General features: G+C 65.0%; 11 protein-coding genes, 1 pseudogene and 1 riboswitch. Of the genes and pseudogenes, 6 read left to right on the top strand and 6 right to left on the bottom strand.

The genetic code is table 11. The features are described 5' to 3' along the window. Positions 1–52: 52 nt before the first annotated feature. Positions 53–1,057, top strand: coding sequence for a GTP 3',8-cyclase MoaA (moaA, locus tag C936_RS0102965; protein ID WP_018175140.1), 1,005 nt, complete (start codon positions 53–55; stop codon positions 1,055–1,057). A 102-nt stretch (positions 1,058–1,159) separates the two neighbouring features. Here moaA and C936_RS0102960 read toward each other — a convergent pair whose 3' ends face one another. Both C936_RS0102960 and C936_RS0102955 read right to left on the bottom strand, forming a co-directional pair. Further along, complete coding sequence (locus C936_RS0102960) at positions 1,160–2,416, bottom strand: inorganic phosphate transporter (protein WP_012981557.1); 1,257 nt, start codon at positions 2,414–2,416, stop codon at positions 1,160–1,162. A 27-nt stretch (positions 2,417–2,443) separates the two neighbouring features. Beyond that, complete coding sequence (locus C936_RS0102955; protein WP_012981556.1) at positions 2,444–3,124, bottom strand: TIGR00153 family protein; 681 nt, start codon at positions 3,122–3,124, stop codon at positions 2,444–2,446. 100 nt (positions 3,125–3,224) lie between these two features. After that, a riboswitch (TPP riboswitch) is annotated at positions 3,225–3,323 on the top strand. A 77-nt stretch (positions 3,324–3,400) separates the two neighbouring features. On the opposite strand from C936_RS0102955, the gene thiC reads away from it, so the two are divergent. Further along, the gene (thiC, locus tag C936_RS0102950; protein WP_018138208.1) at positions 3,401–5,290 is read left to right on the top strand and encodes a phosphomethylpyrimidine synthase ThiC; all 1,890 of its coding nucleotides are present in this window, start codon (positions 3,401–3,403) and stop codon (positions 5,288–5,290) included. A 153-nt stretch (positions 5,291–5,443) separates the two neighbouring features. Next, complete coding sequence (locus C936_RS0102940) at positions 5,444–6,103, top strand: hypothetical protein (RefSeq protein ID WP_018138206.1); 660 nt, start codon at positions 5,444–5,446, stop codon at positions 6,101–6,103. Positions 6,104–6,162: 59 nt separating this feature from the next. On the opposite strand, the gene C936_RS0102935 is transcribed toward C936_RS0102940, so the two are convergent. Both C936_RS0102935 and C936_RS15075 read right to left on the bottom strand, forming a co-directional pair. After that, the gene (locus tag C936_RS0102935; RefSeq protein WP_012981553.1) at positions 6,163–7,230 is read right to left on the bottom strand and encodes a diguanylate cyclase; all 1,068 of its coding nucleotides are present in this window, start codon (positions 7,228–7,230) and stop codon (positions 6,163–6,165) included. A gap of 111 nt (positions 7,231–7,341) precedes the next feature. Then, a pseudogene (locus C936_RS15075) lies at positions 7,342–7,629 on the bottom strand (DUF5362 family protein); the annotation flags it as partial. A 268-nt stretch (positions 7,630–7,897) separates the two neighbouring features. Between C936_RS15075 and C936_RS0102920 the strand changes: the two are divergent. After that, positions 7,898–11,938, top strand: a complete 4,041-nt coding sequence (locus C936_RS0102920) for an autotransporter domain-containing protein (protein WP_018649168.1) — start codon at positions 7,898–7,900, stop codon at positions 11,936–11,938. 34 nt (positions 11,939–11,972) lie between these two features. Here the strand turns inward: C936_RS0102920 and C936_RS0102915 are convergent, their stop codons facing one another. After that, positions 11,973–12,350 (bottom strand): DUF5362 family protein, encoded by a 378-nt coding sequence (locus C936_RS0102915; protein WP_018139869.1) that lies wholly within the window; start codon positions 12,348–12,350, stop codon positions 11,973–11,975. A gap of 131 nt (positions 12,351–12,481) precedes the next feature. Here C936_RS0102915 and C936_RS0102910 point away from each other — a divergent pair, with 131 nt between their 5' ends. Next, positions 12,482–13,015, top strand: coding sequence for an FHA domain-containing protein (locus C936_RS0102910; protein WP_018175136.1), 534 nt, complete (start codon positions 12,482–12,484; stop codon positions 13,013–13,015). Between the two features lie 14 nt (positions 13,016–13,029). Continuing rightward, entirely contained in the window at positions 13,030–14,718 is a 1,689-nt protein-coding gene (locus C936_RS0102905; RefSeq protein ID WP_018175135.1) for a serine/threonine-protein kinase, read from the top strand. Positions 14,719–14,734: 16 nt separating this feature from the next. Here the strand turns inward: C936_RS0102905 and C936_RS0102900 are convergent, their stop codons facing one another. Beyond that, on the bottom strand, positions 14,735–15,091 hold the full coding sequence (locus C936_RS0102900; protein WP_018139867.1) for a cupin domain-containing protein: 357 nt from the start codon (positions 15,089–15,091) through the stop codon (positions 14,735–14,737). Between the last annotated feature and the right edge of the window lie 5 nt (positions 15,092–15,096).

Genomic DNA, 15,096 nt, shown 5'->3' with positions numbered 1-15,096 from the left:
TACGATGTGTACCATGAAACATATCGCCCCCAGCGGCAGGACGGGACACCGTATGCAACACGCCCTCAAGGACGAGAACGCCCTGGTCGACGCCTTCGGCCGCCGCATCGAATATGTCCGTCTCTCGGTTACCGACCGCTGCGATCTGCGCTGCTTCTACTGCATGCCCAAGGGCTTTCGTGACTTCGAGGAGCCGGAGCACTGGCTGAGCTTCGAGGAGATCGAGCGCGTGATGGGGGCCTTCGGGCGACTCGGCACCCGCCGCGTGCGCCTGACCGGCGGCGAGCCGCTGGTGCGCAAGAACCTCCCGGATCTGGCCGCGCGCCTGAACGCCCTGCCCGGCATCAACGACATCTCGCTGTCCACGAATGCCACGCGCATGGCGCGCCATGCCCAGGAGCTGAAGGACGCCGGCGTGGCCCGCATCAACGTCAGCCTCGACTCGCTCAAACCCGAGGTCTTCAAGGAGATCACCGGCGGCAAGCTGGAGAAGGTGCTGGACGGCCTGATGGCCTCCAAGGCCGCCGGGCTCGACCCAATCAAGATCAACATGGTGGTGATGGGCGGGATCAACGAGCCGGAGGTCGAGGACATGGTCGACTTCTGCATCGAACACGGCTTCACTCTGCGCTTCATCGAGACCATGCCGATGGGCGACACTGGCCGCGAGGCAAAAGAGGGTCACTACGTGAACCTGCAGGACGTGCGCGCCCGTCTGGAGCAGCGCTACAACCTCGTCCCCGGCGTGATGCCCGGCGGCGGCCCGGCGCGCTACATGCAGATCCCGGATACCGACGTGCGCATCGGCTTCATCACCCCGATCTCGCAGCACTTCTGCGACACCTGCAATCGCGTGCGCCTGTCGGTGGATGGCACCATCTACACCTGCCTGGGCAACGAACACAGCCTGAACCTGCGCCCCTACCTGCGCGAAGGCTGCAGCGACTCGGAGCTGGAAGACCTGGTAATCCAGGCGATCAACCTGAAACCCGAGCGTCACGAGTTCTCGGAACGCCCGGAGAAGGTCATGCGCTTCATGTCCATGACCGGCGGATGACACCACCGCAAGGCTTGCTAACAAGAAAGGCCCGTCCAGCGAGACGGGCCTTTCTTGTTAGGGGGGCCGCTTTATTAGGGCCAGGGCTTGCCGCCTCTGCAGCTAACCGAGCAACCCGCGCAGAATGAAGAAGAACACGATGGCCAGGATCGCCCCGGCCGGCAGGGTCACGATCCAGGACATGAAGATCATGCGCACCAGGCGCAGGTCGATCGCGGCGATCCCGCGCGCCATGCCGACACCCAGGATCGCCCCCACCAGCGTATGGGTGGTGGAGATTGGCAGCCCGGTACCGGAGGCCAGTACGACGGTCGCAGCCGCCGCCGCGGTGGCCGCGTAACCGCGGCTGGGCGTCAGCTGGGTGATGCCGGTGCCGACCGTGGCGATCACCTTGTGGCCATAGGTAAACAGCCCGAACACGATCCCGAAGCCGCCCAGCAGCAGGACCCACATCGGCACCACGGTCTCCGGGTCCACCTCGCCAGTCTGGATCACGTCCACCACCGCGGCCAGCGGCCCGACCGCGTTCGCGACATCGTTGGAGCCCAGCGCGAAGGCCATCGCACAACCGGTGACGACCATCATCACGCCGAAGACCTTCTCGACATCGCTGAAGTGCGAGCCGTGGGCTTGCAAGGAGGCCTCCTCGAAACGCAGGCGCCGGATCGCGAAGAGTCCGACCACCACCACCGCCACGCTGATCAGTACGGCGAAGCTGTAGGCCTGGGCGGTAGTGAGGTCCAGCCCGACGTGCGTCAGCCCCTTGAACATCGTGACCAGCGCAGTCACGAAGGCCGTCAGAAAGATATACAGCGGCGCCCAGCGCTTGGCGTTTTTCAACGGGTCGACGGTGTCGAGGATCAGCAACTGGATGCTGCGGAACAGCGCGAAGGCGATCATCCCGCCGATCATCGGGGACAGCACCCAGGAGATCGCGATGGTCCCGACGCGCTCCCAGCGCACCACTTCAAATCCGAGGCCCACCACCGCAAAGCCGATGATCGCGCCGATGATGGAGTGCGTGGTGGAGACCGGCCAGCCGAAATAGGAAGCGGTCAATAGCCAGGTGCCCGCCGCCGCCAGCGCCGCGAGCATGCCGTAGACCAGCAGCGAAGGACTGTCCGCGAGCAGTGCCGAGTCCACCATCCCGCTGCGGATGGTCTGCGTCACCTCGCCGCCCGCCAGCCACGCCCCGGCAAACACGAACACCGCGGCCACAAAGACCGCCTGGCGAATGTTGAGGGCCCGCGAGCCGACCGAGGTACCCATTGCGTTGGCGACATCGTTGGCGCCAATACCCCAGGCCATGAAGAGCCCGAAGATGACTGCAAGGCCGAGCAACAGGGTGCCGTATTCCATGCGGTCCTCGGTACGTGGTGCGAGTGGTTACTTGGCCAGCATCAGCTGCAGGCGGCTGCCCACGCGCTGGGCCAGATCGGCCAGCTCGCCTATGGAATCAATCACGCGATACATGAAGATCACATTCACCGGGGGCAGCTCCGCCTCCTGGGCAAACAGGATCTCGCGTACCTCGCGCTGGGCCTCGTCGGATTCGTGCTCGATCTGGTCCAGCTCGGTCAGGATGTCGTTGACCACCTCGACCTCGTGTCCGCGAAAGCCCGCCTCGACCAGCTCGTCCAGCTCGTTGACCGCGCGCCCGGCCTGATTGACCGCATCCACACTGCGATCCAGAAAGCGCTGCAATGGACCCTGCATATTGGCCGGAAACTGCATCTGGCGTCCGAGCATCAGCCCCGCGATGTCCTTGGCCATGTTTGCGATGCGGTCCTGGATCAGCAGGGTGTCGAGCACGTCGCGGCGCGACATCGCCAGCATCATCCCCTTGGGCAGGTGCAGCCGCAGGTCCTTCTTCAGGCGGTCGGCCTCGTGCTCGAGCTTGACGATCTTCTTCTGCTGAACGCGCGCAGTGTCCCAGTCATCCCGGGCCATGGCCTCGATGAACGGCGGGAGCTCGGCGATGCAGGCGCGCACCTTCTCCATGTGCGCCTGCAGGGGGCGCACCGGCGAACGGCCAAACAGTTCGAAGACGAAGTTCTTGGGGCTCATGGCGGCGCGAAGAATGTCACAAAGGCGCAATGTACCGCAAAACAACCCTCGATACCCTGTCGCCTGCAGGCGAATGTGTGCCGCGTGCGCTACAATCGTGGCCCAGAGCTGGGGGTGCCCGTACCACATGTCGGGCTGAGAGAGTCCCCTTGAACCTGAACCGGTTAACACCGGCGGAGGGAAGCTCGGTCAACGGTCTGCTGTACTTGGGGTTCCTGCCCCCGCGATCGCCCTGCCCGCGCTCCCTTCGCCCCACGCGTCAGCAGAGGTCCGATCATGAGCGCCATCCCCGAGTCGTTTGCCCGCAAGACCGCCGAGGTCTCCGCGGAGGTCACCCGCCCGTTCCCGAACTCCGAGAAGCGTTACGTCGAGGGTTCGCGCGCGGACATCCGCGTGCCGTATCGCGAGGTCGCGCAGACGCCGACGATGACCTCCGGCACCCCCGAAGAGAACCCGCCGATCCCGGTCTACGACACCTCCGGCCCCTACACCGACCCCGACGCAAGCATCGACCTACACCGGGGGCTGGCGGACCTGCGCGGCCCCTGGATCGACGAACGCGCGGACACCGAGTGGCTGGACGGCCCGAGCTCCGAGTACGGCCGCGCCCGCGCCGCCGATCCGGAACTGGCCCGCCTGCGCTTCGAGCACATCCGCCCGCCGCGCCGCGCGAAGGCCGGCGCGAACGTCTCGCAGATGCACTACGCTCGCCAGGGCATCATCACCCCGGAGATGGAGTACGTCGCGATCCGCGAGAACAACCGCCTGCAGGAGCTGCGCGCCGACCCGCGCTACCGGAAGCTGCTGCGGCAACACGCCGGCGAGTCGTTCGGCGCCGCGATCCCGGACGAGATCACGCCCGAGTTCGTGCGCGAGGAGATCGCCCGCGGCCGCGCGATCATCCCCGCCAACATCAACCACCCGGAACTCGAGCCGATGATCATCGGCCGCAACTTCCGGGTGAAGGTGAACACCAACATCGGCAACTCCGCGGTCACCTCCTCGATCGAGGAGGAGGTGGAGAAGCTCGTGTGGTCCGCGCGCTGGGGCGGCGACACCCTGATGGACCTGTCCACCGGCAAAAACATCCACGAGACCCGCGAGTGGATCCTGCGCAACTCGCCGGTGCCGATCGGCACCGTGCCGATCTACCAGGCGCTGGAGAAGGTCGACGGCAAACCCGAGGATCTGACCTGGGAGCTGTTCCGCGACACCCTGATCGAGCAGGCCGAGCAGGGCGTGGACTACTTCACCATCCACGCCGGCGTGCGCCTGCAGTACGTGCCGCTGACCGCCGACCGCGTGACCGGCATCGTCTCCCGCGGCGGCTCGATCATGGCCAAGTGGTGCCTGGCGCATCACCAGGAGAACTTCCTCTATACGCACTTCGACGAGATCTGCGAGATCATGCAGGCCTTCGACGTCTCGTTCTCGCTGGGCGACGGCCTGCGCCCCGGCTGCCTGGCCGACGCCAACGACGCCGCCCAGTTCGGCGAGCTGGAGACCCTGGGCGAGCTGACGCAGAAGGCCTGGAAACACGACGTGCAAGTGATGATCGAGGGCCCCGGCCATGTCCCGCTGCAGAAGGTGAAGGAGAACGTCGACAAGGAGCTGGAGGACTGCTTCGAGGCGCCGTTCTACACCCTTGGCCCGCTGGTGACCGACATTGCCCCGGCCTACGACCACATCACCTCCGGCATCGGCGCGGCCAACATCGGCTGGTACGGCACCGCGATGCTCTGCTACGTGACACCGAAAGAGCATTTGGGCCTGCCCAACAAGCAGGACGTGCGCGACGGCATCATCACCTACAAGATCGCCGCCCACGCCGCCGACCTGGCCAAGGGCTTCCCCGGCGCGCAGCTGCAGGACAATGCCCTGTCCAAGGCGCGCTTCGAGTTCCGCTGGGAGGACCAGTTCAACCTGGCACTGGACCCGGAGCGCGCGCGCGAATTCCACGACGAGACCCTGCCGAAGGAGGCGCACAAGGTCGCCCACTTCTGCTCCATGTGCGGCCCGAACTTCTGCTCCATGAAGATCACCCAGGACGTGCGCGACTATGCCGCGGCCCAGGGCATCAGCGCTGACGAGGCCCTGCAGAAGGGCATGCAGGAGAAGGCGGTGGAATTCGTCGAGAAGGGCGCGGAGATCTACCGGAAGACCTGAGGCCCCAACAACGAAACCCGGGTGGCAGCCCGGGACACGCTGATTCAATCGCAAGAGGCGATCATGGCGGCGTTATCGGCTGACGGGGAGGCGGGTTCTGTGACGAGCCACTAACCGATCGCTCGCCCCGCGCAGAATGGGCGTCTACGCTTGTTGTACTGCGCCCGGCACAAGTACCGCCAGGAGGACCACGGCATCGCGACCGCCAGCCGCTATCGCAGCGCCAGCGCCCTCGCCGCGTTGCTGGCCGCCTGTCAGATTGGGGCGGCCACAGCCCGAGACGACGGAGCGGCCGTGCAACAGCGGCCAGACATCTCGGTCTTCGCCTATGGCGCTCGCTGGACCGACACCCGCTTCGTCGAGATCCTCCAGTTCCAGACCGCGATGCAGGACTCGCACCTGGCGGCCGTGGGCATCTCTCGCCGCCTCCACCGCTTCAGTGACCATCTGCATCTCGAAGGCGAGATCAATGTCGCCCGGCACTGGGGTCAGCAGGATCACTTCGAACTAAACGCGGCCGCCAACCTGCGCTGGACCCGCTTCCCCTGGGACCACCTGGTGGACACCTCGGCCGCTTGGGGCATCGGCCCCTCGCGTGCCTTCGGCGATCCGGTCATCGAGGATCGCCGCCCCAGCCGCACCCAGGCGTTCATGATGGCCGAAGTCACCTTCGCGCCGTCCGCGTCACGAGACAGTTCCTGGGAGGCCTTCCTGCGTATCCATCACCGCTCCGGCGTCTTTGGTGTGGTCAGCGATGCCAGCGGTTCCAATTTCATCGGCACCGGTGTCCGCTTTCACTTCGGCCCTCGATAACACGCTAACCGGCCACACCAGCGGCCGTCGGAAATCCACTACTGTGCCCTTGTCCGGGCTCAACGCACCTCGATGCGGTTGCGTCCGTTCTTCTTGGCCGCGTACAGGGCCTGGTCGGCCCGGTCGAAGGTATCGACCCGGCGCTCGCCCGGGCGGTATTCGGTCACACCGAAGCTCGCGGTGCGCCGCCCGACGGCGTCAAAGTCAAAGGCGTTGATCCGGGCCTGCAGGTCGCGGGCCGCCGCCTGCGCCTGCTCGGCGTCGGTCTGTGGCAGCAGCACGAAGAATTCCTCGCCGCCAATACGCCCAATGGCATCCACCTTGCGCAGGTTCTGGCGCAGAAGCTCGGCGAACTGTTTGAGGACCGTGTCACCGGTCCTGTGGCCCCAGGTATCGTTCACGGCCTTGAAGTAGTCGATGTCGATCAGGATCACAGAAAATGGCTGGCCATAGCGCTCGGTGCGCGCACACTCCTCCTCGAACAACTGCTCGATATGCGCACGATTCGACAATGAGGTCAGCTCGTCGACCTGCGCCGAATGCGCCAGCTCCCGTTGCTGCAGGAAGGTAAGTTTCAGGGCCCGTTCCAGCACGAAGGCACTCAGGCAACCAAACGAAAACGCCGCCAGCACCCACAGCAGGTGCAGCTGTAGCAAGCCGGTCTCCAGGGTCTGGAGGAGACTGGCCGCCACGACCAGCACCACGATCCCGGTAGCGGCCAGTGCGGCCTGACGCAGGGCCAGGCCCGAGATCGCAAAGGTCCACATGATGCTCAGATAGATCTCGGGGGCGAACACCAGAAACTGTGGCGAACCGGCATTCAGGTAGAGGTTGGCGGCATTCGCGACCACTGGCGCGATAATCAGCAAGGCCCACATCGGACGCTGGAGCGACGCGCGGAAAGTCATCGCCGCCACGGCCAGCAACATGCCGGGCACCAGCAAGCCATGGGCCAGCAGCCGCTGGCCCGACGCATCGACGGCTACCGTCTGCTCGATGGCGGCATACAACAGATATAGCGCAGCGGTCAGAAACGCGATGTAGCGCACCTGCGGAATGCGCGTGGCACGCAGCCAGGCCGCAAACCCTCGCCGTGTGTCCTCGCCCTCCGCGTATAGCGGATCCATCCGTCCCCGCAGTCGCCTTGCTATATCCAAGATCCTGTTCCTTGCTTGCCAGGGTCGGCCGTTATGACCCCGGCTTGCGGAAGCCGTTCCGGGCGGGAGATGGCCCTGCGGTTACTGCATGTGTTCGCCCATGGCGCCGAGGCCCATCATGCCAGCGCCAATGCCGAACAGCATGCCGACGATCATCAGGGCCAGGTAGATCAGCAGCAGCACGCCGAAGATGGTGAAGTAGATGCGCAGTCGGCTCAGCGCGTATTAAATCTCTAACGGGTCCTTGCTGTCGAATGCGCAATGCCAGACACCCGCCGCCCGCATGAGCATCACACCGGCCCAGATCGGGGTCCAGGCGATGATGATGCCGACAATGGACAGGGCGGTGAGCACGTCCGAGCGGATCAGCCTTTCGCACCGTGCTACGGCTCGCCCACGCGTACGGGGGGTACCCCAACGAGCGGTCGCTGCGAAACCTAACGCCGGACTCACGCGTCACCTTTCACTCGAATACCTATTTATGGGACTTGTAGGCTCGAGAACCCGCCTCAAGCGGGCCGGGCCGACTGTCACAAATAGGGGGACCAGCATGCGCGTCATTTCCGAACAAGGGTTCGCATGTTGTCGGACATCATTTCAGCGAGTCCTTGGCGCTTACCCGCAGCCCCGGACGCTCGTGCTTGCGGTTGCTGCCGCGCTTGGTGCCAGTATCGCAGCCCCACTGCATGCCGATGACGAGACGATCGAGATGGTCCTCCAGATTAACGATGACCGGATGGAAGCCCGGATCGTCGAACAGTCGGAGGGGTGGCTGACCCGCCGCAACAGCCTGCCTCTCACCCGTGAAGCCACAGGCATCGAGCTCGTGCACGACTGGATCGAGTCGCAGGAGGACCACGAGCCCCAGCAAGAGAACGCGGCCTTCATGGTGGGGATGGCATCCACCGTGTCCGAGGTGGATGCGACGGCGCTGGTCATTCAGGACGTGGATCAGGAAAACCACATTGAACGCGACCTGATGGTCGTGCAAAGCCAAGCCGGCTGGACGTCCCTGGAAAACACCGGGCATGCCGTAGCGGGTGACGACGGCCTGCGGCTGATCTCCCGCGCACGGACCCTGCAGACGCAGGGCGCCGGTCAGGTCAACGTTGCGGAACTCGAAGCGCAGGCCGAGGCGGGCGAGAACAGCCTCTCTGCAGGCATTCAGTCCAGCCTGCAGCGAAATACCCTGAGGCAGCACCGGGTGGTGTCGGAAAGCACGGTCGGGCGCTCCCGCCTGGTGAATAAGGGCCGTATAACGGCCGGAGGTGCCGGACTGCGCGCCGACCATTCGGCGTCTCGGGTCCAGGTCTTCGACACGGACCAGGTCAATACTTCGGGGCAGGACTTCGTGGGAACGGGCACCGAAATCACCGGGGACGGCTCGGGAGTGATCCTGGGTGATGTCTCAGTCGAGCAGGCCAACGAGCTGGGCCAGACCCATGTGGCCGCGGATTCTCGGTTGGGCGAACTTGCGATCGAGAACCACGGCGATATAACCAGCGGCGATCACGGAGTCGCAGCAATCCTGACCACCCCCGACACTCAGATCATGGATGCCATCCAGGAAAATACCTGGCAGGGCACGGCCGAACTGAGCGCGCCCTCGGGCGAGGTGGATGATTCGGGCAGCACGGGCACGCCTGGCGGTCTTGCCCTTTCCACTCGGTATGTTGAGCAATCGAGCGAGGCCAGCCAGACCGACATCGCGACCGCGACCAGCGTGGGCCATGGAAGGATCCACAATACCGGAAGCGTATCCGCAGAAGGATACGGGCTGGCCCTAGAGGTCGATGCGAGCCGGGTCCAGGTGCAACAGGTCGAACAGATCAACGACGTGACAGGCGACGCCAGCTCGGTGGCCGGGTCGGGCGGTGACGGTGGTGCCGGCGATCCAGACACGGGTGCAGACGGTGGCGCCGGGGGCAATGCGCTGGCAGAGCTGCGCCTGAATCAGTCCAACGAGCTGGCTCAAACCCTTGTACTGACTGATTCGCGTATCGGCCAGGCCGAGGTACGCAACGCGGGATCGGTCCAGGCGGGAGGGGGCGGCATCGTCGCACGCGTCTCTACCGACATCGTACAGGTGCAGGAAGGGGAGCAGGCCAATCAGGCAATGGATGCGTTTGACGCGACCGCGGGCGATGCTGGTGCCGGAGGCGCCGGGGATGTCGACGGTGGCGCCGGTGCGGATGGTGGGGATGGTGGGGACACTCTGGCAGAGCTCATCTGGTCGCAATCCAACGAGGCAGGCCAGATCGTGTTGTTGTCGCATAGCCGTCTTGCCGAAGTCGAAGTGGAGAACTCCGGTCGCGTGTTTGCCGGCGGCCGCGGCATCACCGCCGAAAGTGGGGTGTCACTGGTACAGGTACAGATTCTCGATCAGACCAACTCGGCAGAAGTCGAAACCAGACTTGTGGGCGGAGACGGAGGCGAAGGAGGCATCGGGTCGGACGGCAACGATGGTGACGGAGGAGCCGGAGGCTCCGCCGAATACCACCATCGGTTGGGTCAAGAAAACGAAAGCGAGCAGATCCTCCTGATATCCGGGGGATCGCTGGCCAGCACGAAAGTTTCGAATCACGGGGACATCCGTGCCGGGGGTGACGGCATCGTGGCGCGTGCGAACGCCGAGGTCGCCCAGAAGGAGCATGTCAATCAGGCCAATACCGATGAGATGCAGGAAGCAGGAGACGGCGCAGGCGGCGAGCCCGATGGGGAGGCCATAAACGACATATCGGTCGATCAATCCAATCACCGGGCCGGGATCATGGTGATCGATGCAGTGGAGGTCGCGCGGGTCCGGGTGGAACACCACGGCGAGATTGACGCGGACGGCCGAGGTATCGTCGCCCATTCCTCGATCAGCGGGGTGTCGGATTCCGCGACTGCCGTGTCTGTCCTGAGCTCCGGCCACATCCGGGCCGGGCAACAGGCGATCCATGCCATCAGCGACGGCGGGTCGGCGCGCGATATCGAGGTACGGATCACGGATGGGTCGGTGATCGGGGGGCCGGGATACTATGGGCTACAACTCGAGGGGTCGGGCAGCAACACGGTCTGGAACGACGGGGTGCTGACCTCGATGTCGCGGCGCGCCGTACTCGGTGGTGATGGCGACGACACGATTTACAACACGGGGTTGCTGGCAGGGGACGTGGACCTCGGAACTGGCAGTAACGCCCTGTTCAATCAGGAGGCCGGCCGGTTCGAGAGCGAGGCCATCGTCGACCTAAACGGCGGCACGCTGGAGAACCGCGGTTGGCTCAACCCGGGTGGCACAAATCGGATCGTGACCACCCAGGTCGCCGGTGACTGGACCAACACCGCTACTGGGCGCTATCAGGTTTCCCTGGACATGGTTTCCGGCGATTCCGATTTCCTGGATATCTCCGGAACCGCCTCCCTGAATGGCGAGGTCGTCCCCCGAATCCTGGTTCCGGACGATTCCGGAAGCTTCACCATCGCCGCGGCAACGGGCGGGGTCACGGACGAGGGGATGAATGTTCAAGATACGCTCTTCGTGGACTACAAACTGGACTTCTCCTCGGCCAGCGAGCTGGGCCTGAGCGCGGAAATCGACATCCCCGAAACGGTAACCGGACTGAACTCCAACCAGCAGTCCGTGCACGGGGTTATCGAAGGGCTGTGGGCGACGGGGTCAACAGGAGACCTCGACACCGTGTTCGGCGCCCTGCTCTCTGTCTCGGATGTTGCCGAATTGGCACAGGCCTACGAACAGCTCAGCCCCGAGCCCCATATGAACAGCGCCGCCAGCGCGACCCACGCGGCCGGCGTGTTCGCCAGTGACCTGCTTAGCTGCAGCGTGGACTCCGGCGCACATGTCCATGTGCGCCAGGGCGAGTGCGCCTGGGTACGGCTCGGACGGCGGAATCTGGACCAGGATTCCACCTCGCGCCAGGCTGGATTCGAGGAAAACAGCATCTCGGTATCCACCGGCGTGCAACGCGCACTTGCCAACGACTGGCATCTCGGAGGCGGAGTGGGATTCGAACGCGGCGATGTACAGTCGGATTCCGGCGCGCAGACAGAAGTGGACCGCATGCATGCCGGCGCTGTACTCAAATATGCTCCAGGGCCGTGGATGGTTTCTGGGTCAGTGTCGGGCGGTTACGGCTGGCATGACAGCACGCGCGTCGTCGACTTCACCGGCGAACCATCCGAACTCACTGCCGACTATCGCGTACGCCACCTGGGGATCGACCTCCATGCGCAGTACGAGATCGATCTAGGTGGGTCCTACCTCAAGCCCTATGCCGGGCTTGGCTACCGGCAGGTCCGCCTGGGTGGATTCTCCGAAAGCGGTGGGCCCGAGGCACTGGACGTGGACAGCGAGCGCGACCGCGCCGGCAGTATCGCGCTGGGTACACGCTGGGGTACCGAATTCGAGACCGGAAATGACACACTTGTACGCCCCTATCTCTCGGCGGGCGCCACTCGGTATACCTCGGACGAGACCCAACTTACAGCCTCGTTCCAGGGGGGCGGCGATTCGTTTCGAATCAGCCGAAGCCGTGACCGCACAGTGGCGGACATGGGCGCTGGTCTGGAAATTCTCGCTGGGGACTCCGGTTCGGTTCGTGTGGACTACCGTGGCCGCTTCTCCAACAACATGACGGATCACGCCATCGGGATGCGGGTGCAGATCCCGTTCTAGCCGCCGACCAAATGACCGGGGGCCTGCTGCGCACCTACATGTGTTCGCCCATGGCGCCGAGGCCCATCATGCCAGCGCCAATGCCGAACAGCATGCCGACGATCATCAGGGCCAGGTAGATCAGCAGCAGCACGCCGAAGATGGTGAAGTAGATGCGCAGTCGGCTTAGTGCGTACTTGATCTCCAGCGGGTCGGCGCTGTCGAAGGCGCGCTGCGAGGCGCCCGCCGCCTGCATCAGCACCACCCCGGCCCAGATCGGGATCCAGGCAATCAGGATGCCGACAATGGACAGGGCAGTGAGCACGCCCGAGATGATCAGCATGATACCGATCAGCTGCATCCAGAACTTGCCGCGCACCAGTGGTTCGATCAGTTCGCGAAGCTGCGGGTTGCCTGTCGATTCTGCTTCCATGCGAATACTCCTGTCCGTTGGGTTGGGAACGGTTCCGAGCATAGCAGCCTGACCGGGGCACCGTGCATTGTTCGCCATTGGGGCGAAAGGCATACTCGGGCGGTACACCGCAGCTGCGCAATGGAGGCCGCATGAGCGATCAGGGACGAGACAGTGAACGCGAGCGTAGTGGGCCGCAAGGGACCATGCTGTTCCAGGGCGCGACTTTGCCCGAGACGGAAGCCACCGCAGAGCAGTCGCGAACGCCCCCCGGTGGACACCCCGTCCTGGTGGGCGTCGCCGAACCCTTCCGCCAGCAACGCCTGACCCTCAAACCCGGCAAGCAGTCCGTCGGCCGACAGGGCGACAATGACATCGTGCTGCAGGAAGGCAGTGTCTCGTCGCAACACGCCTGGCTGGTCAACGACGGCGGGGCCTGCCGCGTGGTCAACCTTCTCTCGACGAACGGCACCTGGGTGAACCAGCGCAAGGTGCACGAGGCCACGCTGAATGACGGCGACCATGTCCGTTTCGGGCGCGCGGAGTTCATCTTCCGGCGCCGGGATGACGGCTCCGAGGCCGTGCCCGTCGGTGGCGTCCGGCGGTCCTCCTGGCGCTGGATCGGCGTGGCAGTGGCGATTCTGGTGCTCGCCGCGGTCGCGCGCATCCTGCTCGAAAACACCTGAACGAGCCGTCCGGCGTGCAGCGCATCGGTCGCTATGGCGTAGGCGAGGAGATCGGTCGCGGGGCGATGGCCGTAATCTATCGCGGCTTCGACCCGGAGATTCGCCGCGAACTTGCGATCAAGTGCCTGCAGGATGACTACGCACGCCGGCCCGAGTATCGCCGCCGGTTTCTGGTGGAGGCGCGCGCAGCCGGCACACTGACCCACCCGGGGATCGTGACGATCTTCGACGTCGGCGAATCCGGGGACCGCCCGTTTATCGCGATGGAACTGCTGGACGGGATTACGCTCGCCGCCTTCGCCGAGCAGTTCCGCCCGCTGCTATTGCGCAACGTACTCAAGATCGCGATCCAGCTGACCGAGGCGCTCGATTACGCCCACCGCAATGGTGTGGTGCATCGCGATATCAAGCCGGAGAACATCATCGTCACCAGCGCCACGGTGAACATCAAGGTGATGGACTTCGGCATCGCCCAGACCCTGAATGATCCTGCCTGGCGGGCCGATTCGGATGGCTACGTCGCCGGCTCGCCCCACTACATGGCTCCGGAACAGATTCGTGGCCTGTCCACCGACGCCCGAGCGGACCTCTACTCGGTGGGGGTCGTCCTGTATGAACTGCTCACCGGCTCGACACCCTTTCGCGGGCACGAGGTCGAAGGGCTGCTGACCCGAGTGGTGCGCGACCCGCCACCGCCCTTGCGCCCGATCGTCCGGGATTGGCCCCCGGAGCTGATCGAGCTGGTCGAACGGCTGCTGGAGAAACAACCGGACCAGCGCTACCAGTCAGCCGGAGAGCTGCTAGTAGAGCTGCAACGGATCGACGAAGAGCGCATGGAACGCGAACGCGCCGGCGCCGGACGGCGGATCATCCCGCTGCGGTGGCGCTGGCCGGCAATCCTCGGAGCGACCGTGGCCATCACGCTGGCAGCCGCCGGCGCCCTGGTGCAGAAAAAACAGAACGAGGTGATCACGGACCTGGCCTTCGACTACGGGTCCACGCTGGCGCAGATCATCTCGGTGGAGAGCGCGGAGGACCTGCTGCTGGAGGACACCATCGCCGTACAGGGGCGGCTGCAGGACATGCAGGACAATCGCGAGATCGCGCTATTGAGCGTGGCGGACCACCAGGGGCGCGTGGTGGCGAGCAGCGATCGCGCATCGCTTGGCAGCCCATTTGAATCGCCCCCGGAGGAGCACCTGCTGACCCGTCGCGGGGGCCAGGCGATCTGGTCTCTGGAGGACCCGGACGGGCGCGAGATGTTCCTGTTCGAGGCACCCGTGCGCTTTCAGGAGATCGAGATCGGGCGGCTGCAGGTGGGCCTCTCGACCCGCTCGCTGCGTGCCGCCAATCAGACCACACTGCTGGCCCTGACGCTGCTCGCGTTGGTGACGTTGCTCGCCGTTTCGCTGGGTGCTTACGTACTCGCACGACGGCTGCAGGCGCCACTGGACACTCTGCGCGGGGCCCTCGATCAGATCGGACAAGGCCGGCTGGACACGCGCATCCGCGCCCGGCGACGCGATGATTTCGAACGGGTATATGCCGCCTACAACGCGATGGCGGACTCGCTGGAGGCGCGCATGAAGCAGCGCCCGGCACCCCAACAGCAAGCCCCGCAAGCGGAATCCGACAGCGAGCGGACGCTGATACTGGAGGAGGATACGGAGGCGGACCGCCCGGAACGGACGCCCCCCGCCTGAGCAAGCCGAGCCCCGGCTACAAGAGCTCGGTGTCGCCGTGCGAATAGGGTGGCGCGCAACTGCACAGGATATGCAGCGGCTCGGTCCCGGTATTGCGGATGTTATGCGGGGTACCGGGGTGGATGCAGACGGTATCCCCGACCGTCACCTCGAAGGTCTCCCCCCCGAGCCGCATCTCTCCGCGCCCGCGGGTGATGTGGTAGAGCTCCTCGGTCTGCGCATGGCGATGCAGGTGCGTGGTCGCGCCCGGGGCGACCACTGCCTCGGCGAGGCTCTGGGCCGCATTACCATGGGAATCCGGGTGCATCAGCTCGCGGATTTCGGAGCCGTCCTTGGTGTCATAGGCCGGGATGTCGTCGTAGCGCGTATACATGATCG

Source organism: Thioalkalivibrio sp. ALJ4 (assembly GCF_000377225.1).
Classification (GTDB): Bacteria; Pseudomonadota; Gammaproteobacteria; order Ectothiorhodospirales; family Ectothiorhodospiraceae; genus Thioalkalivibrio.
The sequence above is the reverse complement of the archived record's forward strand: the minus strand, read 5'-3'. Positions and strand labels throughout refer to the sequence as shown.